The organism is Shewanella sp. WXL01, from assembly GCF_012263345.1.
GTDB classification, from domain to species: Bacteria; Pseudomonadota; Gammaproteobacteria; order Enterobacterales; family Shewanellaceae; genus Shewanella; species Shewanella maritima.
Map to the genome: position 1 here is coordinate 1 of NZ_JAAIKQ010000004.1, position 24,321 is coordinate 24,321.

Annotated in this window: 21 protein-coding genes; 10 read left to right on the forward strand and 11 right to left on the reverse strand. The window is 45.0% G+C overall.

The features are described from left to right. From G3R49_RS11490 to hemC, 5 genes are all read right to left on the reverse strand, one after another. Window positions 1-2,444, reverse strand: a 2,444-nt coding sequence (locus G3R49_RS11490; protein WP_167869757.1) for a retention module-containing protein, incomplete at its 3' end; no start/stop codon positions are given. Between the two features lie 306 nt (window positions 2,445-2,750). Then, window positions 2,751-3,917: a heme biosynthesis HemY N-terminal domain-containing protein gene (locus G3R49_RS11495; protein ID WP_167869758.1), complete on the reverse strand. Its 1,167-nt coding sequence runs from the start codon at window positions 3,915-3,917 to the stop codon at window positions 2,751-2,753. Continuing rightward, window positions 3,914-5,212 carry a uroporphyrinogen-III C-methyltransferase gene (locus G3R49_RS11500; RefSeq protein ID WP_167869759.1) on the reverse strand — a complete coding sequence of 433 codons (1,299 nt, stop codon included), beginning with the start codon at window positions 5,210-5,212 and terminating at the stop codon, window positions 3,914-3,916. The genes G3R49_RS11495 and G3R49_RS11500 overlap by 4 nt, the downstream gene beginning before the upstream one ends. A gap of 60 nt (window positions 5,213-5,272) precedes the next feature. Then, window positions 5,273-5,980: a uroporphyrinogen-III synthase gene (locus G3R49_RS11505; protein ID WP_167869760.1), complete on the reverse strand. Its 708-nt coding sequence runs from the start codon at window positions 5,978-5,980 to the stop codon at window positions 5,273-5,275. A 9-nt stretch (window positions 5,981-5,989) separates the two neighbouring features. Then, window positions 5,990-6,919, reverse strand: coding sequence for a hydroxymethylbilane synthase (hemC, locus tag G3R49_RS11510; RefSeq protein WP_167869761.1), 930 nt, complete (start codon window positions 6,917-6,919; stop codon window positions 5,990-5,992). A gap of 240 nt (window positions 6,920-7,159) precedes the next feature. On the opposite strand from hemC, the gene G3R49_RS11515 reads away from it, so the two are divergent. After that, window positions 7,160-9,610 (forward strand): class I adenylate cyclase, encoded by a 2,451-nt coding sequence (locus G3R49_RS11515; protein WP_245335354.1) that lies wholly within the window; start codon window positions 7,160-7,162, stop codon window positions 9,608-9,610. Window positions 9,611-9,647: 37 nt separating this feature from the next. On the opposite strand, the gene cyaY is transcribed toward G3R49_RS11515, so the two are convergent. Continuing rightward, a complete protein-coding gene (gene cyaY / locus G3R49_RS11520; protein ID WP_130600685.1) occupies window positions 9,648-9,977 on the reverse strand; it encodes an iron donor protein CyaY in 330 nt (109 codons plus the stop codon). Between the two features lie 79 nt (window positions 9,978-10,056). Here cyaY and G3R49_RS11525 point away from each other — a divergent pair, with 79 nt between their 5' ends. From G3R49_RS11525 to G3R49_RS11550, 6 genes are all read left to right on the forward strand, one after another. Next, window positions 10,057-10,221, forward strand: coding sequence for a lipoprotein (locus G3R49_RS11525; protein WP_210147203.1), 165 nt, complete (start codon window positions 10,057-10,059; stop codon window positions 10,219-10,221). Window positions 10,222-10,289: 68 nt separating this feature from the next. Further along, the gene (gene lysA, locus G3R49_RS11530; RefSeq protein ID WP_167869763.1) at window positions 10,290-11,534 is read left to right on the forward strand and encodes a diaminopimelate decarboxylase; all 1,245 of its coding nucleotides are present in this window, start codon (window positions 10,290-10,292) and stop codon (window positions 11,532-11,534) included. Between the two features lie 102 nt (window positions 11,535-11,636). Beyond that, window positions 11,637-12,464: a diaminopimelate epimerase gene (gene dapF / locus G3R49_RS11535; protein ID WP_130600691.1), complete on the forward strand. Its 828-nt coding sequence runs from the start codon at window positions 11,637-11,639 to the stop codon at window positions 12,462-12,464. Continuing rightward, window positions 12,461-13,234 carry a DUF484 family protein gene (locus G3R49_RS11540; RefSeq protein ID WP_242620206.1) on the forward strand — a complete coding sequence of 258 codons (774 nt, stop codon included), beginning with the start codon at window positions 12,461-12,463 and terminating at the stop codon, window positions 13,232-13,234. Before dapF ends, G3R49_RS11540 begins: the two co-directional genes overlap by 4 nt. 120 nt (window positions 13,235-13,354) lie before the next feature. Continuing rightward, window positions 13,355-14,239: a tyrosine recombinase XerC gene (gene xerC, locus G3R49_RS11545; RefSeq protein ID WP_130600693.1), complete on the forward strand. Its 885-nt coding sequence runs from the start codon at window positions 13,355-13,357 to the stop codon at window positions 14,237-14,239. An 82-nt stretch (window positions 14,240-14,321) separates the two neighbouring features. Beyond that, on the forward strand, window positions 14,322-15,044 hold the full coding sequence (locus G3R49_RS11550) for an HAD-IA family hydrolase (protein WP_167869764.1): 723 nt from the start codon (window positions 14,322-14,324) through the stop codon (window positions 15,042-15,044). 193 nt (window positions 15,045-15,237) lie between these two features. On the opposite strand, the gene G3R49_RS11555 is transcribed toward G3R49_RS11550, so the two are convergent. Together G3R49_RS11555 and G3R49_RS11560 are read right to left on the reverse strand one after the other, a co-directional pair. Continuing rightward, window positions 15,238-15,738, reverse strand: a complete 501-nt coding sequence (locus G3R49_RS11555) for a hemerythrin domain-containing protein (protein WP_167869765.1) — start codon at window positions 15,736-15,738, stop codon at window positions 15,238-15,240. 124 nt (window positions 15,739-15,862) lie between these two features. Continuing rightward, complete coding sequence (locus G3R49_RS11560) at window positions 15,863-17,077, reverse strand: kelch repeat-containing protein (RefSeq protein ID WP_167869766.1); 1,215 nt, start codon at window positions 17,075-17,077, stop codon at window positions 15,863-15,865. A gap of 450 nt (window positions 17,078-17,527) precedes the next feature. Between G3R49_RS11560 and G3R49_RS11565 the strand changes: the two genes are divergently transcribed. Beyond that, the gene (locus G3R49_RS11565; RefSeq protein ID WP_348633929.1) at window positions 17,528-19,183 is read left to right on the forward strand and encodes a PepSY-associated TM helix domain-containing protein; all 1,656 of its coding nucleotides are present in this window, start codon (window positions 17,528-17,530) and stop codon (window positions 19,181-19,183) included. Continuing rightward, window positions 19,180-20,106, forward strand: a complete 927-nt coding sequence (locus G3R49_RS11570; protein WP_167869768.1) for a LysR family transcriptional regulator — start codon at window positions 19,180-19,182, stop codon at window positions 20,104-20,106. Before G3R49_RS11565 ends, G3R49_RS11570 begins: the two co-directional genes overlap by 4 nt. Before the next feature lie 265 nt (window positions 20,107-20,371). On the opposite strand, the gene G3R49_RS11575 is transcribed toward G3R49_RS11570, so the two are convergent. The 3 genes from G3R49_RS11575 to G3R49_RS11585 form a co-directional block, all read right to left on the reverse strand. Continuing rightward, window positions 20,372-21,244, reverse strand: coding sequence for a radical SAM protein (locus G3R49_RS11575; RefSeq protein WP_167869769.1), 873 nt, complete (start codon window positions 21,242-21,244; stop codon window positions 20,372-20,374). Window positions 21,245-21,903: 659 nt separating this feature from the next. Beyond that, a complete protein-coding gene (locus G3R49_RS11580; RefSeq protein WP_130600705.1) occupies window positions 21,904-22,713 on the reverse strand; it encodes an SDR family NAD(P)-dependent oxidoreductase in 810 nt (269 codons plus the stop codon). A gap of 67 nt (window positions 22,714-22,780) precedes the next feature. Next, window positions 22,781-23,083 carry a DUF1330 domain-containing protein gene (locus tag G3R49_RS11585; RefSeq protein ID WP_167869770.1) on the reverse strand — a complete coding sequence of 101 codons (303 nt, stop codon included), beginning with the start codon at window positions 23,081-23,083 and terminating at the stop codon, window positions 22,781-22,783. Window positions 23,084-23,417: 334 nt separating this feature from the next. Between G3R49_RS11585 and G3R49_RS11590 the strand changes: the two genes are divergently transcribed. Next, the gene (locus G3R49_RS11590; RefSeq protein WP_167869771.1) at window positions 23,418-24,239 is read left to right on the forward strand and encodes a WYL domain-containing protein; all 822 of its coding nucleotides are present in this window, start codon (window positions 23,418-23,420) and stop codon (window positions 24,237-24,239) included. Window positions 24,240-24,321: the final 82 nt, after the last annotated feature.

The following is a 24,321-nucleotide window of genomic DNA, read 5'->3' on the forward strand; positions in this document are numbered from 1 at the left end:
TCAGTGCCGGCTGCGTAACTATTGCCATCCACTTCGAATGACACGACAGACAGATCTGTGTCGATGTCTGAATCATTATCCAGCACATTGCCTGATGCGACTTCGCCTTCAGCGATAATGTTGCTGTCATCAACAAGATTAGCTGGGTCGTCAACTGGGGTGACTTCAATGGTCAGTGTTGCAGTATCACCGGTATTCGTGGTGTAGGTGATAACTGGCAGTGTGCCGTTCCAGTTTTCATTTGGCGTGAAGGTGTAAGAGCCATCTTCGTTGATAACGAGTACGCCACCATCAAGCGTCACTTCAGTGCCCGTGGTGTAGGTTTCGCCGTTGATTTCAAACGACACTACCGATAAATCGTTATCAACATCTGAATCATTATCCAGCACATTGCCTGATGCGACTTCGCCTTCAGCGATAATGTTGCTGTCATCAACAAGATTAGCTGGGTCGTCAACTGGGGTGACTTCAATGGTCAGTGTTGCAGTATCACCGGTATTCGTGGTGTAGGTGATAACTGGCAGTGTGCCGTTCCAGTTTTCATTTGGCGTGAAGGTGTAAGAGCCATCTTCGTTGATAACCAGTACGCCACCGTCAAGGGTCACTTCAGTGCCTGCTGCGTAGGTTTCGCCGTTGATTTCAAACGACACTACCGATAAATCGTTATCAACATCTGAGTCGTTATCTAACACATTGCCTGATGCGACTTCGCCTTCAGCGATAATGTTGCTGTCATCAACAAGATTAGCTGGGTCGTCAACTGGGGTCACTTCGATGGTCAGTGTCGCAGTATCGCCAGTGTTTGTAGTGTAGGTGATAACTGGTAGTGTGCCGTTCCAGTTCTCATTTGGGGTGAAGGTGTAAGAGCCATCTTCGTTGATAACTAGCACGCCGCCGTCAAGGATGACTTCAGTGCCGGCTGCGTAACTATTGCCATCCACTTCGAATGACACGACAGACAGATCTGTGTCGATGTCTGAGTCGTTATCTAACACATTGCCTGATGCGACTTCGCCTTCAGCGATAATGTTGCTGTCATCAACAAGATTAGCTGGGTCGTCAACTGGGGTGACTTCAATGGTCAATGTTGCAGTATCACCTGCGTTAGTGGTGTAGGTGATAACTGGCAGTGTACCGTTCCAGTTTTCATTTGGCGTGAAGGTGTAAGAGCCATCTTCGTTGATAACTAGCACGCCGCCATCAAGGGTGACTTCAGTGCCTGCTGCGTAGGTTTCGCCGTTAATTTCAAACGACACTACTGATAAATCGTTATCAACATCTGAGTCGTTATCTAACACATTGCCTGATGCGACTTCGCCTTCAGCGATAATGTTGCTGTCATCAACAAGATTAGCTGGGTCGTCAACTGGGGTGACTTCAATGGTCAATGTTGCAGTATCACCTGTGTTAGTGGTGTAGGTGATAACCGGCAGTGTGCCGTTCCAGTTTTCATTTGGGGTGAAGGTGTAAGAGCCATCTTCATTGATAACTAGCACGCCGCCGTCAAGGGTCACTTCACTGCCAGCTGCGTAGGTTTCGCCGTTGATTTCAAACGACACTACCGATAAATCGTTATCAACATCTGAGTCGTTATCTAACACATTGCCTGATGCGACTTCGCCTTCAGCGATAATGTTGCTGTCGTTACTAAGCTCTGACGGGTCGTCAACAGGAGTGACAATGATGATCAGTTCACCTGTCGCTCCAGTGTTAGTTTCGTAACCGATAGGTGGCAGTTCCCCGTTGAAATCTTCATTAGGGGTAAAAATAAAACTGCCATCTTCGTTGATGATGATGGTGCCGCCATCAATCTCAACTTCAGTTCCTGCAGGATAGGTTTCACCGTCAATTTCAAAAGAAACGACGGTGAGTTCTGTGTCAGCGTCTGAGTCATTGTCTAACACATTACCGGTTGCGATTTGGTCTTCAGCAATAGTCACGGTGTCATTGCTAACGATGGTTGGGATATCGTTTTCAATGATGGTCGTGTCTGTCGGCTGAGTGAAAGTTTGGTTGGCAATGCCTTGGGTATCAAAACCTGCTTGGGCTAGGGTTTCTTGAGCGTTACGCTCCAGCGGGCTGTAGCTAGTGCCACCTTGGTTACCAGCAGCAGTCTGGCCAGCGGCCGTTTCAGGTAGGTCGAGAGTTGGGTCTTCACCTGAGGCAATTAAAGCTTGTAGCTCGGCGATTTCTTCTAGCGCAGCTAAATCTTCAAGTGGAGCTGCGTCGCCTGCCTGCGCTGGCACTTCATCATCTGGGAAGTTGAACACTGTGCCATCTTCAAAAGAAATGGTGAAAGATTGGCTATCGTCAAAGGCTAAATTCGAACCCGCTGGGATACTATCTCCCGGAGAAAGTTCAATTGTGCCAAACTCAAGGGCGATAGTTACCGCTCCTTCAGCACTTGATAAAACACCTGCTTTAGACGTCGTTACAGATCCCATTTTTGTTGCTCCCAACCGCAATAAAAAATCAATAATGCTTATAAAAAATCAATGAAAACATGCTCGTATTTCAGCAATGTTATATAGGATGTGATTTTGTATAACTTTAATCTTACAATTTTAACTAAAGATCGGCTTTTGGTCAATTTATTGACTATGGGGGTAAGTGCTGTAAGTAGCTGATTGACTTTATTTTTTGATTGATTTTTGCGATACCCATTAGTACTAACTAAAATGGAGTATTTTTTATGTGGGTATAAAAAAACCTGCTTCAAATCAGCAGGTTTTTTTAAAGTTATGGTTTATTTAGCTTTTTGCCGCTTTTCGATAGCAATACATGGCATTTGCATTATCTCCAAGTTGCTCATGGATTTGCGCTAATGACAGCCAAGCATCTTTGTTCGGGGATAATTCACATACTTTTTTCCAATGCACTTTGGCTTGCTTTATATCGCGAGTTTGCGCGGCGAGTATCGCCATACATTGATGGAATAATGGATTAGCATCTTCTGCATCGGCTTGAGTTTGAAGCTGCTTTCTTACGCTGTCATCTTCAGCATTCGCAATCTTTGGAATTGCAGCCAGTAAAGATTCCGATAGTCCTGATTTTATTGCTTTATTGAGCAGCTTTATCGCCTCAGTCTTGCGCTCGTAGCGGCATAAACCCATCAGGTATAGGGTTAATACTTCCGGGATTTTCTTTTCAGCACTCGATAGCCAATGCCAGCATTTATCTAACTCAGCTTCGCTCTCGCGAGCAGCGTCACCAATCAAAGCGCAGTCAGTTTTCCTAGTAAGTTTGGCTAATGCATCTGGTTCAATAAGCTTACGCTTTTTAAGTATTGGCAATAGTAACTTTAACGCCTGCCAATCCTCTTGCTGCAAGTACAAGTCCTTGGCAAGTAGCAATACGGGGGCTTTACTACGACTGGTGGGGCTGAGCATACTCAAGGTTTCGCGAGCACCAACATAGTCACCTTGTTGAATAAGGTAACGAGTGCGACTGGTATTGACAGCAGTTTGCGCATGAGGATCTTTCGCCGCTCTTGCCAAGTATTCATCACGCTGTTGTGGCTTGTGTTGATGCTGAGCTGCGCGCGCAGCAGCAAACAAGTTTAGGGCTGGAATCTCACCTTTGTCGGCCCCTTTTGCCATGGCTTTTTCTGCTGCTGGCCAATCTTCCTCTGCTAGAGCTAATGCGCCTGAAAGAGTATGCTTTTTAGCAGCGTTTTTGCGCCAGCGTTCTGGCAAATAGCGGCTATGTATCAACAAGTTAAGTAATGCGACAATGATCCATTCAGCGAGCTGAAGTAGGCTATAAAATACAATCAAGCCAATAATGGTAACCACTAAGCTAGTTTCAATTTGATAGTCACCGGCGGCAATGTACACATGACCTAAATTCCCTATCAGCAATGGGCTAGCACACAAGCCAATTAGGATGATAATGACGTAAGCAAGGGTTTTTATCATTGCTCTGTCTCCTCATCAGGGAGGATTTCGCCATAGGTAATGAGTTGTTGTAGCAACTTGGTGGAGTGGAACTTATGTTGAGTCGCGGTTTCAATTTTTAGGGTGCTTAGGGCATCTAAAGACGTTAATGCATCTTGAGTGCGGCTGTCTTGCAAATCGAAGTATTGCTTAATCCAGTTGCTGGCAAATGTTATTGATTGACGATAATTAACTTGATCATAGTTGTACACAGCGAGCTGAGCTTGCAGGAGCTTATTACGAACATTTTCAACCAGATACCATTGCTGTTCAGGTGCCAATAGCGGCTCTAAATCAGTGGTGCGTTTGCGAATGATGATAAAGCTTTCAGTGATCTCTTGCCAGGTTTTCGCTAGGTTTGTTTGCCAGTCTGCTAGGTTGTCGCTGATCTCTGACTCTGTATTTACCTGGTAATCTTTCGCACGGTTAAGCGGCAATTGATCGAGCTGAGCGATGATTGAATCCAGGGTATAAACCGTGCCAACCACGTCAGTAGACTTAATCGATTTAGTGGCTTTAATGTCTTTTACCAATGCCTGACGCAGAGGCATTAACGCAGGATCTCGCATAGACTTAATTCGTTCATCAGCGGCTTCTAGTAAGCCTGCAGCAGTCACTGGATCTCGCTCTAGCCATAACTTTCTGCCAGCCATTCTAACTAAATACTCTGCTTCAGATGCCATCCAATGATTAGGACTGCGACGGGCGACAACTGCCACACGCTCTTTCAATGCCTGAGTTTCTGATTCAAGCTCAGCGAGCTGACCATATGCCTTTGAGTCGTTTTGCTGAAGTTTTTGCAATTGACTGAGTTGCTGCTGAGTCGCATTAAGGGCATTGTTAAGCTGCTTTTGACCTTGATTAATCTGCGCCGCTTGTGCACTTACTTGTTGTTGCAGCTGCATGCTAGCTTCATTTTGTTGTTGCAAGCTCATCCACAACCAAGCTGATAATCCGCCAGCAGCAACTGCAATAATTAGCAGTAAAAATAGACTGAACTTCACGCCAATATGGGTCTTAGCTGCGCTATTTGTCGTCTCTGCTGCAGGGGCACCAGATTCACTTGTTTGAACTGTTTCAGCTTGCGATGGCTGTGGTTCACTTTGCTGAAAAGTTTCCACTTGTTGAGAAGCCTCTTTAGTAGTAGAAGCCTCTGGGCCAGTATCTTTGGTTGAAGATTGAGAAGCAGCTTGCTCTAACTCTGATGCTTGAGCGTTAGATTCAAGTGCTTCGCTCTTGTCATCTTTGGCAGTAGAGTGGGGCTTGTTGTTATCCATGAACTGTCCTTGAAGCAAAATAAGTAATTTGCGGCACAAATAGAACGTCGAGGAGTTTTATTATATATGAGCTAGTATCGCTTGGGTGCTTGCGCCATTAGCATTGGAAATATTGTCTAACCCAAGTTGAAGAGCTTGTTCTTTTACTCGCGTACTTGGAACAATGATATGACATGAGCGCAGCCATGCAAACTGTTCTTTTGTTAATAGATTCACTAAGTTTGCTAAGATCTCGCCACTGGTCACCACGACAGTATCAATCCCAAAGTCAATCCATGCCTTGGCAACTGTAGGTTTCTTATGGTCAATTGCTTTGCGCACGTAGCTTTCCCAGTAGTCAACTTTAGCGCCTCTATGCTTTAACTGCTCTGCCAAGGTTTCACGCCCGCCATTACCGCGAACGATGATGACTGATTTACCCTCAATACTCGCAAGTGAGCTCAAGCTTAGCAGGCCTTCGCTGTCTTGTGCGTCTATCGGTGCTTGTTCAGCTTGGATACCTAAAGCGCTAAGTGCATCAAAGGTTGCCTGACCAACGGCATAATACTGGCAATGGGTGGGAAGTTTACAAAGGTTAGCAGCGTGACTAACAGCGTTGGTGCTGATAAAAATCATTATATCAGCGTGATTGAGGCTTGCTTCAGACGGCACGATGTTTGAGCTAACCACCTCAATAATAGGCGTTACAAGGTGAGCAATACCGCGTTGGGTTAATTGCTCAACCATGGCTTGATTGCGCCCCTCAGGGCGCGTTAGCAAGACTTTCATCTATGGCGATTACTTGTTGTAAACCGCATCTAGAATAGTTTTAGCACCGCGGCTTAGTAGATCATCAGCTAGCTGCTCACCAAGCTCGATAGCTTTGGTTTTATCACCTGCTACGCTGCCTTCTATTACCTGACTACCATCAGGATTACCCACTAAACCACGCAGGGTTAGGGTGTCACCTGAAATTTCAGCGTAAGCACCAATCGGTACCTGACAACCACCCTCAAGGCGAGTATTCATCGCACGCTCTGATAGCACGCGGTAGCGCGTTTCGAGATGCTCAAGTGGTGCAAGTAGCGCTTTAACACGCTCGTCATCGGTGCGACACTCAATTCCGACAGCGCCTTGACCATTAGCTGGAAGAGACTCTTCAGCAGAAATAAAGCTAGCGATACGCTCTTCAAGCTCTAGACGGATAAGGCCGGCAGCAGCAAGAATAATTGCGTCATAGTCGCCGCTGTCTAGCTTAGCTAAGCGAGTACCCACATTGCCACGAAGATCTTTAATTACGAGATCTGGGCGCGATGCGCGAATTTGGCATTGGCGACGTAGGCTAGATGTACCGACTACAGCACCTTGTGGTAACTCATCAATTGATTTGTAAGCATTTGATACAAAAGCGTCACGTGGATCTTCACGCTCACAAATGACTTCAAGACCTAAACCTTCAGGAAACTCAACTGGCACGTCTTTCATAGAGTGAACCGCAATATCGGCGCGGTTTTCAAGCATAGCGACTTCAAGCTCTTTAACGAATAGTCCTTTACCGCCAACTTTTGCTAAAGGTGTGTCAAGAATGACATCACCTTTAGTGCTCATTGGTAATAATTCAACTACAAGGCCTGGGTGAATACGCTCTAGTTCAGCTTTAACAAATTCGGCTTGCCACATAGCTAGCGGGCTCTTGCGGGTCGCAATACGGATCAGGTTTTCAGACATACCAATACATTCCATCAAAATCGGGTAATTTCAATAATGCTAACATTGCCTTAGGCTTCCTGTCACAGGCGCGCAGCAAATGTTTGAAGTCGATGCTGGATAAAAGTGTGATCTTTGTCTCAATTACTGGCGTAATCAAAAATAACTGTTAGGATGATCACAGTTCATTAATATTGTTGATGTAGATCATATTTTGAGCGCTTGTTACTGGCGACTGCAGTTGATAGAAGGAAGCAACAATTGTCCAAGCCTTTGATGTGGGAAAGTTATTCTGACATTGCAGAGCAACTTAATCAGACTCGTTTATCTCGGGTCGAACAAGTTTTGCCTGAACAACAAGCGCGCCTTCTTAAGCTCATCCCGCATTTATTTCAGTATAACCAGGCTTACCTTCCCGGTTTTCATAGTCCAACTACGCCTTTGGGTGTCGCCAATTATTGCCATAGCCAAGAAGCAAGTGACTTGTTTGCGCAATTTAACTGGCCACGAGTATATCAGTCTAGCAAACAGCCCTGGGCGTTTGAGGGAATCTACGCTATGGGCAGCACTGCGAGCTTTGGGCAAAACCCCCAAAGTGATGTGGATGTTTGGTTGGTGCATGCGCAAGAGCTTAGTGAGCTAGATTTAGCCTCAATAGATTACAAAGCAAGGCTTATCAGTCAGTGGTTTGCCGATGCTGGTTTTGAAGTTAACTTTTATTTAGTGCATCCAAAGCAGTTTATAGACGAGCAATATAGCAGCGCGACCCATTCTCTTGGCATTGAGCACAGTGGTTCAAGTCAGCATTGGTTACTGCTTGAAGAGTTTTATCGCACTCACATTCGTTTGGCTGGTAAAACTGTGGCGTGGTGGCAAGATGCTTGTGCAATCAATCAGCCGACAGAACATTTGCTGTTTTTAGGTGAAGTGCTTGCTTTACCTGCTAGCGAGTATTTTGGTGCCTCGCTATGGCAGCTTTATAAGAGTTTGAAAAAGCCGCATAAGGCGCTGCTAAAAGTACTTTTGCTTGAAACCTACACTGCTGATTATCCCAATAACTTTCTTATTACACAGGAAATCTGGCAGCGCTGCCTCGGAGGCGATTTTTCTAGTAATAACGATGCATACCTTTTGCTTTATTTGCGAATTGAAACGTATTTACTTAACAAGCGAGATATCCGACGCCTTGAAATTGTCAGGCGCTGTTTTTATTTAAAGTGTGGTATTCGATTATCAGACAATACTCAAGGTGAGCAGGATTGGCGTAGACAAACAATGCGGTTGATGGTTGATGGTTGGAACTGGCCAGACAGCTTGCTTATTACGTTAGATGACAGTGCCAATTGGCACTCAGGTCAGTTAAAGTGGTTTAATCAGCAGCTTAATGAATTGCTGTTGACTAGCTATAGAACCTTGTTGCAGTTTGCTTCAAAACATGAGCTGAGTGACACCTTGCGTGTAGAAGAATTAGGTTTGCTTGCTCGTAAACTACACGCATTTTTTAGCGAAGATGAACATCAGTTGTTGCCGCTCAATCCATTGTGGAGCCAACAGGTACAAGAGAAGCAATTAACCATAGTCAAGTCTGCTAAACAAAATCAGTATTACTTGTACCGAGAGCATGTTAGCAAATACAGCTTTATGAATGATTCTGCGCTCGCGAAAGCGGATAATGTATGCGCGCTGATGGCATGGGCTGCAATGAATGGTATTGCTACTGAGGATACACGTTGGCTTGAGTTTGAACGCAGTAAAAAGCGCAAAGATAAACTGGGTCAATTATCAAAACAGCTCATTGTACCTATGTCGCTTAAACCAAAAGTCTCTAAGCGTGATTTATGCCAGCCGTGTTACTTTAAAAAAGTGATTGTGGTGGCCAATTTAGAGCAAGACCCAACAGATGCTTGGCGCGGCCAGGAAGTCATGCTTGATTATATGAATGCCACGCCGTTGGCACTTGGGCCGGCAAAAAACAATATGCTAGGTGACGTAAACATCATTTGTCTCAACAGTTGGGGCGAATGGCAAAGTCATCAGTTCGCCCAGGGTGAAGATTTGCTTGAAGCGATTTCTTACGTTGCTCTCGGTATAAAAAGTGCGCCAGAGGACGTTAAGCTAACGGTTATATCCTGTGCCAGTAAGCTCAATAGCCATATTAAATCGCAGCTATCTCAAGTGTTTAATGATTGTCAGTCGTTAATTAAGCAAGTGGGCGTCACCAATACCATGATGTATCCGTTGCAGTTAGGTAAGTCACGCTATGGCTTGTACTTTAATTCACGAGGCATGGTTTATAAAAAACTAGAAGATCAGCCGCTTGCTAAATTCCACAATTACTCTCAGCCAGCTTGCCCTGAATCTGTACTGTTGCCACGCCCGGACCTTGGTGATGATCCTCTATCTAGCTTACCAAGTGTAGTGCTGCAATACATTACTCTTGGTGCAGAGCAGTTCTTCCTGCGCCAACGCGGCGATATTTTGGATGTGTTTTTAGTCGATGAGCACAATCAGCTAATTCATAGTGAGCACTCAGAGCAGTCCATGTCGCAACTAGTGATAGAAAAGAGCCGCGAATATGTGTTTCAGGCACAATCAACTATTGATAAGCACTACTTTAATATGCCGCAGTTTTTCCAGTTAAAACGGGTTGAGGGTGATTTACGAGTGGTGCCATTTGGCATTAGTGAGGAAGATTTGGGCAGCGCATTTTAGTGGGCTGCCCATTTTTAGTCTATTGCTGTTTGCAAGCCTAAAGCGAGAGCACAATACCACTTTGCTTAGTGATTGAATCTAACACAAATGGCATAAACTCTAAGTTATTACGGGTATCTAGCCATTTGCCATCTTCAAAGCCGAAGTGGTAACCGCCAAACTTAGTCGCAATCCAAATTTCATGTAATGGCTCTTGTTTGTTGATCACGATTTGTGAGCGGTCTTCAAACGTTAATTGCAGAACATTACCACTGGCATCAATATCAACATCGGCGTCATCTTCGTCGATGGCATTCTCGATGGCCGTCTCTAAACTTTCGAACATTTCATCAGCGAGTTGATGAAATTCAGTATCTGTCATAGCCATGCATTTCTATCCTTTGCTTTCTGCGTGATGAATGCGATTATAAGGCTATTATGTACTTGATGAACAGATGTTGAGAAAAATGAAACTGCTTTTTGCGATATTGCTTGCTAGTGTGTTGATGACGGCCTGCGGACAAAAAGGTGATTTGTATATTCCTGCAGCACCGGAGGCTAATCAACAAGCTCAGTCAGATGCCGATACGGCTAAAAAAGCGCAAGAAAAATCAGAGCAAACCGAGCAATAAGGTTTATCTTACGCCCGCCAAATTCCACTGTGATGTACCAATAAATAACAACGAGAAGGAGTTGTACCTTGGATTATTTTAGTTACCAACAAAATGCCCTATTTGCTGAAGACTGTCCGGTGGCAGAGCTAGCTAAAAAACATGGTACACCCTTATATATTTATTCTCGCGCAACGTTAGAGCGACACTGGCATGCGTTTGATAGCGCAGTAAAAGATCATCCACACCTCATTTGTTATGCGGTTAAAGCGAACTCCAATATTGCGGTACTTAACGTACTCGCGCGCCTTGGCAGTGGCTTTGATATTGTGTCAGGTGGTGAGTTATCTCGCGTGTTACAAGCGGGTGGTGACCCAGCCAAGGTGGTGTTTTCTGGTGTTGGTAAAACGGTCGCCGAGATGGAACAAGCGCTTAACGTTGGCATTTACTGCTTTAACGTAGAGTCAGCTGCCGAGCTTGAGCAGCTTGACCTAGTTGCAGGGCGTTTAGGTAAAGTCGCGCCTGTGTCACTAAGGGTTAACCCAGATGTAGATGCCGGAACGCACCCCTATATTTCTACCGGACTGAAAGAGAATAAGTTTGGTATTTCAATGGATGAAGCTGAGCAAGTATTTGCTCGCGCAGCCGAGCTTAGCAACCTTGAGGTGAAAGGTGTTGATTGCCATATCGGCTCACAGCTTACTGAAATTCAGCCTTTCCTTGATGCTATGGATAGAATGCTGGCATTGATTGACCGTTTAGCCGAGCAAGGTATTGAGATTAAACACTTTGATGTTGGTGGTGGCTTAGGTGTCACTTATGATGATGAAACGCCGCCGCACCCAGACAAATACGCCGCAGCGCTATTAGAGCGCCTAAATGGCCGACCACTTAAGCTCATCTTTGAGCCAGGGCGAGCCATTGCAGCTAATGCCGGCATTTTTGTTACTCAAGTGCTGTATTTAAAAGAAAATAGCGACAAGCGCTTTGCAATTGTTGATGGCGCAATGAATGACTTAATTCGCCCATCTTTATATAGCGCTTGGCAAAATATTATTGCTGTTGAGCGCAGCGATGCACCAACCTTGACCTATGACGTGGTTGGCCCAGTGTGTGAAACGGGTGACTTCATTGGTAAGCAGCGTGAGTTAGCTGTGCAATCAGGTGATTATTTAGCGGTGCGCTCAAGTGGCGCCTATGGCTTTACCATGGCATCTAATTACAACTCACGCCCACGCGCTGCTGAAGTCATGGTCGATAAAGATAAGCATTATGTTATTCGTGCACGGGAAAATGTAGAGCAGCTATGGCAAGGTGAGCAACTGTTACCATAGCGCCAAGGCAAGCTAAGCGCTAATATGCGTTAATGGCGTAAGCTGAAAGCAGCCGTTAACGCTAACAGCTAAAGAAATCAGTAAATATAAAAGGAAGGCAGATTGATCCACTTTACAAAAATGCACGGTTTGGGTAACGACTTCATGGTAGTTGATGGCGTCACTCAGAATGTGTTTTTTTCGCCAGAGCAAGTTCGCCGTTTAGCTGACCGCAATTTTGGCGTCGGCTTCGACCAACTCTTGCTGGTTGAGCCTCCTTACGACCCAGATTTAGACTTTCACTATCGCATTTTTAATGCTGACGGTAGCGAAGTAGAGCAATGCGGCAATGGCGCTCGCTGTTTTGCCCGCTTTGTACGTAACAAAGGCTTAATTCAAAAGCCCAAAATCCGCGTGAGCACTAGCTCAGGCAAAATCACTTTGCGTATTGAGCGCGATGGCAAGGTAACGGTCAACATGGGCGTGCCTGTAACCGACCCTAATCGCATTCCTTTTAAAGCCAAGCGCACTGAGAAAACCTACCTTTTGCAAACGCCAATGCAAACCTTCTTGTGCGGCGCTATCTCCATGGGTAATCCGCATTGTGTGGTAGAGGTGGATGACATTAGTGAAACTGATGTTGATAGTATTGGCGCAGAGCTAACTAATCATGAGCGCTTTCCAAAGGGCGTAAATGTTGGCTTTATGCAGGTAATTGATCGCGGTCATATTAAGTTAAGGGTGTATGAGCGCGGTGCGGGTGAAACCCTAGCTTGCGGCACAGGCGCTTGCGCAGCCGTGGCGATTGGTCAGCTACAAGGTAAGTTAGACAGGCAGGTAAAAGTAGATTTGCCTGGTGGACAATTAAATATTAGCTGGGATGGCGAAGGTAAACCTTTGTGGATGACAGGACCTGCTGAGCACGTATATGACGGGCATATTCAGCTATGAGTCGGTCAAAATCTCCAGCGGACAAAAGCGATAAACAACAAGATACGGATATGAATAAAAACAGCGCTAACTCCATTATTAGTGAGCAGGCCAAGGACATTAACACTGTGGGCCAGGATTTAACGATTAATCTTGAACAAGGTATTCTCGAGCAAGGCGAGCAGCCATTTGATGAGTTACTGATCCGTGAATATTTGCTCGACAACCCAGATTTTTTCAATCGCTACCCAGAACTATTATTGGCGATGCGCGTACCGCACCATGAGCGCGGAGCGGTGTCATTGGTGGAGCGTCGTCAGCAAATTTTGACTCAGCGCGTCAGCCAACTTGAGGAAGAAATTACCTCGCTGATGAATATCGCCACCCGTAATGAAGCGATATTTGAATTTAATACCAAGCTTTGCTTTGACCTACTTGAATGCCACGACTTAGGTGAGCTGCGTCAGCTGTTATCTCGCAGCTTAAAGGACGAGTTTAACTTCAGTCATGTGCGTTTAATTAGTGTGCGTGATGCTGACAGCGAGCTTGCTAAAATCTGGCGAAACCGTATTCGTGACGACTACTATTTTGGGCGCATTACCCAGTCGGAAGCTAAGCGCTTGTTTGGGGATGAAGTCGGCTCTGTGGCATTAACCCGCTTATCTACGGCGAATGGACAGGTGATTTTTGCTATTGCCAGTAAAGATCCGGCTCACTTTAGGCCAGAAATGGACTCGCTATTGTTTAGCCAAATTAGACGGGTATTAGCGCACATGCTACCTAAGTTATAGTGCCAGTTGATCTTTATCGTGCGTAAAGCCTGCAGTTAATACATTAAAAGTCCAGCATTGCTGGACTTTGTTGTTTTTACAGCATTAAATGACAATACAACATTGCAATCGCTCGCGACTATGGACTGGCAACACGCTTACAAACAATATCTTGAATCAGAACGTCAGTTATCTTCTTACACTGTGCGTAATTACTTATTCGAGCTCGAGCGGGCGCGGGAAATACTGCCTGAGTCAGTGTTGCTAGAGCAAGCTTCTCGTCATGATATTCAAGGTGTTATCGCAAAATTGCACCGAAAAGGGTTAAACCCACGCTCATTGTCTTTATGTTTGTCGGCGCTTAAGCAGTACTTTGCTTTTTTGCTTAAGCGTGAGCAAATCAGCGTGAATCCGGCTGATGACCTCAGCGCACCTAAGCAAGCTAAACCCTTACCAAAAAACATGGATGTCGATGCCGTGAGTCATTTGCTCGACATCGACCAAGACGACCCACTAGCCCTGCGCGATAAAGCCATTATGGAGCTGTTTTACTCCAGCGGCTTACGTTTAGCTGAGCTGGCAGCGCTTGACTGTGGCGATATAGATTTGTCGGCCTGCGAGGTAAAGGTACAGGGTAAGGGTGATAAACAGCGGTTGCTACCGATTGGCAGCAAAGCTATAAGCGCCATAAAAGCCTGGTTAACTAGCCGAGGTTTACTCGCTGTTGTTGAAGGTGAAAATGCCTTATTTCTCAGCCAAAAGGGCACACGTTTATCGCACCGTAGTATTCAAGCTAGGATGAAAAAATGGGGGCAGGAGCAAGCGCTTGGAGTCAAAGTGCACCCGCACAAACTACGCCACTCATTTGCAACTCATATGCTTGAATCCAGTCAAGATTTACGTGCAGTTCAAGAGTTATTAGGCCATGAAAACCTATCGACGACTCAGGTTTATACCAGTTTGGACTTCCAACACCTTGCTAAAGTTTATGACGGTGCTCACCCCAGAGCGCGTAAGCGCAAATAGTGTTTAGTTTGTTGTTTTAGTTTAAGTATGGGCAGCGCCACCTAGAATTTGTCATTTTAGTCCTAACCCTGTGGAGAGTTTAATGCACTTTTACCAAGCGTTACGCCCCTTTAAAGCGATCAGTTTCGATCTTGACGATACCTTGTATAACAACAAGCCGTATATCATCGCCGCTGAATCTGAGCTGCTTAGTTTTTTACAGCACAACTATCCTGAGGTCGCAAGCTGGGAGTTCGGTGACTGGCGTGCATTAAAAATGAAGTTGATTGCGCTAAAGCCTGAGCTTGGACACGACACTGGCGCTGCGCGTTTAGCCACACTCGAGGCTGGATTGCGACAAGCGGGCTGTGATGAAACAAGGGCGATAAAAGGCGCTGAGCAGGGGCTAGCGCATTTTTTGATTCATAGATCTAACTTCAGCGTACCTGAAACTACCCTCGAGCTATTACAAATGCTGGCACAGCGTATGCCTTTAATTGGCATTACTAACGGTAATGTCGATGCCAGTCGCATTGGTCTTGATGATGTACTAGAGTTTGTTGTGCACTCAGGCAATGGCTTAAAGATGAAACCGTGCAGTGATATGTTTGAATACAGTGCCGATCGTTTAGGGATTCGAACTAGTGATTTACTGCATGTTGGCGACAGCTACAGCGCAGATGTACAAGGGGCAAGAGGGGTGAATGCGCAGGCTGCCTGGTTGAACCCTGCTTTTGGCCGTGATGAATCGATGTCAATTGGAAGTGGTCTACTACCAACCTTTAGCTTTTCTGAATTACAGCAACTTGAAACTATTGTGCGTTAGGCTTTTATACCAATTGGGATAAATAAGTGATCAGAGATTACGCAGGGAAAATCGCTTAGAACAAGGCGGAAATTGCAGCTAGCTAGTTGTTCTACCTACAAAGTTTCTAACGAAGTTATAAGCGCTTTTAACCAGTAAGAATGAGCAAATACTTGTGCTAATTGGTATTACAGCTTATGTAACCTTGAAGCTATTAGGACTGCTGCATGGTGCGGCTAAATAGCTCGTCGTTTTCGATAGCAATATGTGCTTGCAGATCAATATCAAACTCTTTTAATGCCTGATAGCAGTTAATCCAAAGCTCACAGGCATGTTCTGGTGCTTGGTAGTTGTTACTTAACTTGCGGATTTTGAGCAGTAACTCACCTGAGTGTTTGTGCTCATGTTCCATATTACTAATTGGATTGCCAATATCGCCAAAGCTGTTATCTAACTTCTCGCCAGCTTCCATCGCTTTAATTGCTGGGAATAAAATACGCTCTTCATTCATCAAGTGAGGCATCATTTCTTCTACTAGCGCCTGAACTGTTAGCTGCAGGGGTTTGAGGTTGGGTTCAATGTGGCCATGCTTTTTTAATAGCAGATTGACAAGTTCCACAATTTTAGGCGCATTAAGGCGAACAAATTGGTGATGAGTTTCCTCAATGTGTTCAATTAGTTCACACAGGCTCATAGATTCAGTGGCATCAGACATAGCTATCCTATAACAGCGGCAAATCTCCAAACGAGATGCTGTATTTTATTTGCCACTTAGGGCTAGCTCAAATTACCGCACGAGTTTTTGTTAGCTAGCTCACAATATGCTGTGCGATATCTTGTCAGATGCAAGATTCGTTAACATCAAGTTTAGTGGTTAAGACTAGGTTGCTGACAGTTTGATTGGCTAGCATACCGCCAATGCGTAGTAGCTGATTTTGATGGCAGATCAGTCCGCGGTGATCCATGCTAGCTTGTTCTACTTTTGTAGGTTTAAGCCACTGTTTAGTCTGGATATCAAACTTGTGTTGCCAAGGGCTTGGCTCGCTCGGCTCGCCGTTATAACCAATGCCTTCATAATTATATGGATTGTCGCTGCCGCCAATAAAGGTAATTATGCCTTGGCGTTGATTTTTAATGCCTGTCGCTGCCATGCGGTAATAAGCAGTCGCTTTGTGGTTTGCTTTACTTGCATGCTCACTTTTATCTAACTGCGCTGTCTTATCTAGCTGCTCTGTTCTATCTACCTGCTTTGTTTTATCTAATTGTTCGCTAAAGTGCGGCAATAGTTGCCAGCTAATACGTAGATGGTTTTGCGGGTTAATTTTGCCGTAAAGGCAAACTGGTGAGGCTTGATAGTTACGGCGTTTTAAAAGATTCGCTTTCACTTTTACGCCATCGCATACCACAAGATGCTCACCAACTATGCCAGCCGCTTGACCAAAAACAGCTGGTGCAGGCATAGGGCTGGCTTGTTGCCAGGTGTCGGTTTGAGTGTCGTACACTTGCACTAGATTAACGTTACCGTCGTTGTGCCAGCCACCAAATAGATACACATAGCGCTGCTGGTACACTGCAGGTGTTGAGTCATCCACAGCCACAGGCATATCGGCAATGCGTTGATAAGTGTCTGAGCTGACATCATAACGATAGTTATCAACCGTGCTTATCTCTTCATGGTTTTTAGCGACCGTATAGCCGCCAAAAAAGTAGGCTTTATCTTTAATACCAATAGCGGTGCTGGCGAGTCTACCTGCCAGTGGCGCGACAAAAGGCACGCTAGTGATTGGTTGCCATCGCTGCGCAGCATCATCGAGTTTTAGCTTCCAGGCGCGGTTATGAACTGCAGTGTAGTCGCGCTTGCTGCCAAGACCGGTAAAGCTGAGTAAGTAGCTGCCATCTTTGGTAGTCACTTTAGCTACGCCGTTATTGGCAACGGCTTCTGGTAGGTTGGCGAAGTTAGGCCCTTTAGCTGCATGTACATGAGGTGCATTTGTGACAAGCGTCAGTGCAATTGCACTCGAAAGTAACGTGGCTGTGATGGCAAAACTTCGCATGATAAGTCCTTTTGTTATAGGGCATGTTGATCTTTCAAGATTATTTTTGCAGCTACTTGTTGGAAATTTATACAAGGCAGCGACTTTGATGTGTGGTGGTTCCACATGATAAGTCGTTAACGCTGTAGAAATGACAACAAGTGCTGCCTGAAAGGTTCGTTTAAAAGCACTTTACTCTTTGTTGTGAGCGAATTCGTGTAGGTGACTAGACGTCATCGCTCACGCCGAGATTAAAGTGCTTTTAATTCGAACAAATTCTAATCAGCAAAGATCAACACGCCCTAGTTTATGCTGACAAGGTATGAACAGCTGAATATGCGGTTATCGCTATAAAAATGCAATAAATTTGCGCGTTTTAATCGTGTAAAACGGTTAAAACTCAAGTATGTTAGCGATTATTATTAGTTAAATATTGTTATCTGTTCGAGATAACGTACCAAGGTTAAAGTCATCACTTCTTTTTCAGCTTCCCAAAGTAACAAAGAGCCTCGCTTTAGGGGCAAACTATATCGGCTTAAAAAGCCCTCGGCGCGCACGGTTCATCGTTATCTGATGTTACTGCTGGCGGTGCCTATGCTGATTTGGGTGGTCACTGGTAGCTACTTTGTATTGATGGATCTAGGTTATATCCGCGGCGATCATTATCAGCGCGCGCAGATTGCACCGATAACCGTAAAACAGCTGCAAACACAAAAGGTGGCGACTGCTGAGCAGCTATTAGCTTTATATCCGAGCTTGCAATATGCAGAGCTGACTGAGCGCGCAGGAGAGCTAGTTTATAAGCTGTATTTGCAAGGTGAATCTCGCTGGCTTCCAAAGGTGGTCAGCGCAAGCAAACCTGATGTGTTACTTGGCAAGATTAGTGTGCAGCAAGCTGCCGTGATTGCTAGTGAATACTTACCCCGTCACTCGGTTGCCAGTGCACCGCCTGGTGAATCCGAACAAAACGATTTTTCAGCCAAATTAATCACAGACAATCCGCCTAGCGAACTCTCGGCGCGCTATTTACCCGTGTGGCGCGTTGATGTTAATGATGCGGTGAATACTAGTTTGTATATTTCAGCCAGCAGCGGTGAGCTAGTGACGCGTCGGCACGAATTTTGGCGTTGGTTCGATTTGTTTTGGAAGTGGCACATCATGGACTATGACCATGGTGAAGAGGTTGATAATCGCTTATTACTGGTTACTGCTGCCACTGCGCTCGTTTCCGTTTTAGCAGGTGTGGTATTACTGTGGCAGCGCCGCAAAGGTTATTTTAGAGCTGATGCCAAAGGTGCGCGGCTGCGAGTATCATCAAGGCGCGTTAAGCATCTAAATCGTCAGCTGCACTACCTAGTTGGCGCAGTTGTTGCGCTGCAACTTGTGATTTGGCTCGCGACCGGGCTTTATTTTAATTTAAGCGATGGGCAAGCGCGAAAAGGCAGCGTCAACCAACAAGCTGTGGCGCATGCGCTAGCCAATAGTCAACCTGATAAAGATAAACTACTAACACCTTTGCAGGCTGCAAAGCAGCTGCAAATATTAACCTCTAACCCCTGGTCAACACTCACGCTAAAACAGATAGGCGCAAACAGTGTGTATGTGTTTGAGCATCAACCGAGTCGTTATATTCATCAGTGTCAGCAGCAAACTATGTTAGATGCAGCAACTGGTGAGCCATTTAGGTTGTCAGAAATTGCGGCAACCAACATAGCATTGGCGAGCTTTAAGGGGGCAGCAAGTCTAGCTGACGTAAGTTTAATGCAAGCGCCTATTGCTGAGTTACCCAAGTTTTGCGATCCGCTTTGGCGCATCACGTTAAATCATGATGTTAAGCCACAACTTGCAGCTAATTCAGCACCATCTGCAGCTAGCGCACAAACGCGAGTGTATGTGCATAGCAAAACAGGGCAGGTAATCGCCCATAAAAATGCTGACTCAGATCTAGCTGATCTCATGTTTAAACTGCACTTTATGGATTATTTGAACCAGGGCAGCTTTAACAATCCCTTCAGTTGGATATTTGCACTTTTGGCGTTAACCTTGTCACTATCTGGCGCTTACTGGGTTGTGGAAAATATCAGGCTGCGCCGTTATCGCTTTAGGCTATGTAGGGAAAGGCTGTGAATATTGAACATTTGAAGCTGTTTGTCCGCATTGCGGCAACGCAAAATATCAGCCTAGCTGGCCAGGAGCTTGGCTTGTCGCCCGCCGTATCGAGCGCCCATATTCACAAGCTTGAAGACAGTCTCGGTGTACGCTTAGTGCATCGCACCACCCGCAAGGTATCGCTGACTGAAGAGGGTGAGTCATTCTTACCCCATGCGGTTGAAGTGCTATCAAGTGTGGAAGCCGCACGCGGCGCTGTAGGTGCAGGTAGTAGCACGCCAACAGGTACGCTGCGTATTTCTGCGCCGGCCTCTTTTGGGCGCTTGCATATTACCCCAGCGCTAAGTGAGTTTTTAAGTCAGTATCCTGAGCTTCATGCAGACTTTCGTTATTCCGACTCCATCATTGATCTGGTAGAAGGCGGCTTTGATGTGGCGATCCGCGATGCGCAATTAAAGGATTCAACTTTAGTTGCAAGAAAGCTTGCCAGCGACAAACGTATTATTTGCGCCGCGCCCAGTTATCTTGCTAAACACGGCACGCCGAAAACGCCGCAAGAGTTATATCAGCACCAGTGCTTGAACCTCATGGGGCTCGAGAATTGGACCTTTGAAACCCCAAGTGGACAAGTCACCATTAAAACCGAAGGCAGATTTAGAAGTGACAATGGTGATGCTATTCGGGATGCCACGGTTGATGGGCTTGGGTTATCACTTAACTCAACCTGGAGTGCTTACCAGCAGTTGCTAAGTGGCGATTTAGTACAAGTATTGGCTGATTATCCGCTGGTATCAGATGCCGCGATTTGGGCGGTTTACCCAAGTTCGCGTTTGATTGCGCCTAAGGTGAGAGCCTTTATCGACTTTTTTGCCCAGTACTATGGCGAAACGCCTTATTGGGATAAACAGCTGGCAGGTCAGGGTGAGCGCATGAGTGATTGATTATCAACCATGTACTAAGAATTAACGAACTTTGATTGCGCAAGACGCCGTTAAATCATCCCTGATGGCTCCGCTTTAGCATCCCTGCTAAAGAGGCTTGCATACTCAAAGCTCATTACTCCCATAAGAAAGCGCGTGATAAATGTTCATGGTCTCGCCCTGGTTGGCAGGTAAATAGTCTAGCCAAATATCGGGCTTAGTTTGGTGTCTAAGTGGGAATAGCTCAAGTTGGCTTACGACCAGCTTGAGCTATGTGTTATTCCTATTACCAAGAGAAGGTTTGAATAACGTTTTGCTGATCTTTAATGTAATGTTCAGCCGCGTGATTCACCCGCTGTAAAAACGTATCTTGCATTTGTGGCAGCAATCCTTTTTGCGGCACTAAATTATTACCGTGATCGCCCCAGTAATAAGTTGGGAAGTCCAAATGCTGCAGTAAGTATTGCTCTTCTGCGAGCACCTGACCTTTAGTCGGCATAATAAACTCACCACTTTTTACCTCCTGCTCCATGATTGTGCCTGGTTGAATCGCCAGTGCCATAGGAGCTATTTCTTCTGGCTGAGTGATATTTAAAATATCGGTCGTCGCCTTAATATGCTCCATTGAACGGTGGCGGCCACCTAAGCCAAAGATAAACGACAATAACACCTTAATGCCGGCTTCTTTTGCCATGGCCATGCCTTCAATAGCTTGCTCCGCGCTCATGTGCTTTTTGATTTTCTCAAGTACAAGCGGATCGCCTGATTCTAATCCTGAGTAAGCCATATCAAGCCCAGCGCTTTTTAGCTCTTTAAGCTCGCTAATGGATTTGCGCCTAAAGTCGTTGAGTCCGCTATAAAGCGAGATGTGCTTCACTTCAGGAAAGGTTTGCTTGAGCTTATCGAACACTTTTAATAAATAGTCTGTGCGCGCCGCCATTACATTGCCGTCAATCAAGAAGATAGATTCCACAAATGGGTGGATGATTCTTGCTTGCTCGATATCTCGCATCACATCGTCAATATCGCGCACCTTAAAACGCTTGTCGTCAAACATGCTGCAAAAAGTGCAGGTATTGATGCTGCAACCTAGTGTGGTTTGGATCAGAATACTTTTGGCCTCTGGCCAAGGTCGATAAACTTTGCCCTCGTAACGCATAATATTGTCTCCAGCATTGCCAGGCCGAGATACCTCATTGTTAAAGATATCTGCCGATTGGCTAATAAAAATTGCCCAGCAAGCGATAAATGAAAAACTGTCGTTTAACTCGCTTTAATCAAGCGCAACTTGATTGAACGAGTTAACGCGAAGTCATGGTATCAATCTCTTTTAGTGTTGATAATTGAGCTGTAAGTGGAATGAGTTTATGGATTCTGTTGATAATCACTTAAAACCCAGCAATCTTAGGAGTTAAGCTGGCAATAAAAAGCACCTAAACCGAATATCGATTTAGGTGCTTTAGGAAACCCGATTGAATGATAGCTGCGATAAAAGTTAGAGAGGTAACTAGCTTAAGCAGTACTAGGGCCTGTAGATCTTTGCTGATTAGAATTTGTTCGAATTAAAAGCACTTTAATCGCGACGCGAGCGATGACGTCTAGTCACCTAAACCTATTGATTTTAACAACAGGGCTCGCAACAAACTAAGCTCTTTGCTAAGGGCGTAGGTGCTTTTAAACGAACCTTTCAGGCAGCGCTTGTTGTCATTTCTACTGCGTTAACGACTTATCATGTGGAACAACCACACATCAAAGTCGTTGCCTTGTATAAATTTCCAACAAGCTGCTGCAAAAATAATCTTGATAGAGCAACAGGCCCTAGCTATAAAAACGCTCAATAACTTCTACAAGGCGTTCATTCTTTGCCATGTCTGTCGCGTCACTATGAGGCGGCGCAAACGCTTCAATATCATTGTCATAGTATTTGCCGTGGGCATCGGCGAACTCATCAGATAATGCAGCACGTACAATAATATCGCCGCCAACGCTTATGTCACTGCCTTGAATACCATAGGCTTCTTTTACCATCTTACTTGCCAGTAGTGACTTAGGGTTAACTGACACCATCATTGGTCCTTTGCCCTTGTATTGCTTGGCAAGCGCGCTGGTCCACATGGTGATAGCAAGCTTGCTTTGGGCGTAAGCTGGGTTGTCGCCTAAACGTTTACTGCCAGCTAGCGCATCATAATCAACGCTTGCCTGCGCCGCTGATGACAAGTTCACTACTCGGCTATTAGTGTTCATTAATGGCAATAACTGCATGGTTAAACGATAGGGCGCTAAGGTATTCACCACAAAGCGAATGTCTAAACCCTCATCTGTTACTGGGTTTGGTGTTTTGAAAATGCCAGCGTTATTAATCAGTACGTCTAATTGTTTTACATGCTGTTTCACATCACTAATCATATTTTCAACAGCCGTCATCGATGATAAATCAGCGATAATTGGTGTGAACTTGGCGTTACTATTAATGCAGCTAAGCTGATTAATCACTTTCTCAACTTTTTCTGGGCTGCGACCATGAACCAGTAGGTGATGACCTTGCTGAGCAAATTGTTTCGCGGCTTCAAAACCAATGCCGTCAGTTGCGCCGGTAAGTAAAATTGTTTTTGGTGCTAAGTTATCCATTAAGTTTTGCCTCTTCGAAAATATGTCTCTTATTGCGAATAGTGTAAATAGGTCTGTGCTATCAGTATTAGGCTAAATCGTCTTTTGCCGCAACTAAGTGGTGATGACTAATCGAGCCTTCTGTGCGTGCTTTTAAGTGCGGCGCGTATTCAGCGTCATTCATAAAGTCGATAGCAGCCTGACGAGTTGGCCACTCAATAATAATCCGCAGTGCTGGCTCTTTGCCTTGTCCTTCAACGCGCTCATGAGTTGACGTACGTGCCAGATACTTACCACCATATTTAGCTACGATTTTATTAGCAGGGCCAATGTAATCCGCAACCCATACATCCGTGGTAGGTGTGACTTCTAAAATAGAGTAGTAGCTCATGGTGCATCCTTAACTGTTGTCGATGTTGATTAGATGGATACAGCTTAGCAGTGAGCAAGAAAATGATAAGAGCGGCAATTAATGAATGACTATATAGATTTTGTTGATAATGAGGCCGACGAACTATTTTGTTATGCAATGTAATACAGTTGTCTTGAGTTGTATTTACATAGAAAAAATGGTTGAAATTTTATATTAAATAGATGATTTTAATGAAAAGTTTGAGCGTAATCGCAAAGAGTTATTAGGGATAGCTTTAATATACTCGCATGATGGCTGCTTTACCTATGTTTGGGGTAAAAAAAGTGGCTTTGACTTAAAGGACTGGGGAATCATGCTTAAAGACAGTGTAAAACTGCGTTTTCTATTTATTGAACTACTCGCTTGGTGGCAAGGATGTGTTCAGAATAAAGACGTAGTGTCGCAGTTTGCTATTAGCCGCCAACAAGCTTATCAAGATTTAAAAGACTACCAAAATACCCATCCAGATAACCTAGTTCATACCCCTCAGGGTTACGTACCTTCTGCTAATTTTTGTGCGCACTATATTTCTCTAGATGTTGAGCAATTTCTGTCGTGGTTTGCAAATAAGCAACTATCAACAGCGATGACCAGTGCAGCAAATGTTGAAGTTTTATCTCCTCCAGGTCGGTACATTTCCGCCAATGTAATGCGCGTGCTTGTTGGTGCAATTAAGCAAAACAAGCGGGTAGAGGTGGGTTATGTTTCCTTGTCAAACCCTGAGTACGATGGTCGGATATTCCATCCCCAAACCTTTGTCTTTGCCTGTCATCGCTGGCACGTGCGTGGTTATTGCGAAAAGTCACAGGGATACCGTGATTTAGTATTGAGTCGCTTTTCAGATGAGGCTGAGCTTCTTGATGAATCGTGCTGGACTCACGCAGACGACGCAGCCTGGAATAAGACGGTGGAAATCATATTGCAGCCCGACTTCCGCTTAAGTGAGCAGCAAGTCGCGGTGTTAATGAAAGATTATAACCTGTCTGAACCTAAGTTGGTTATCTCTACGCGAGCTGCATTAGTGAGCTACCAGTTACAACAGTTGAATATCAAGCCAACCATGGTAGAGATGGAGGCGACAGCGCAACAATGGACAATTGTCAATTTAGCCGACATAAAGCCATGGCTTTTTTGATGTTTATCAAGGAGTCTGTTGGCTTCTATAGCTGTATTGTAAAGTCACTTTACCTGTAAAAAACATCAGTATGGAATGCTGA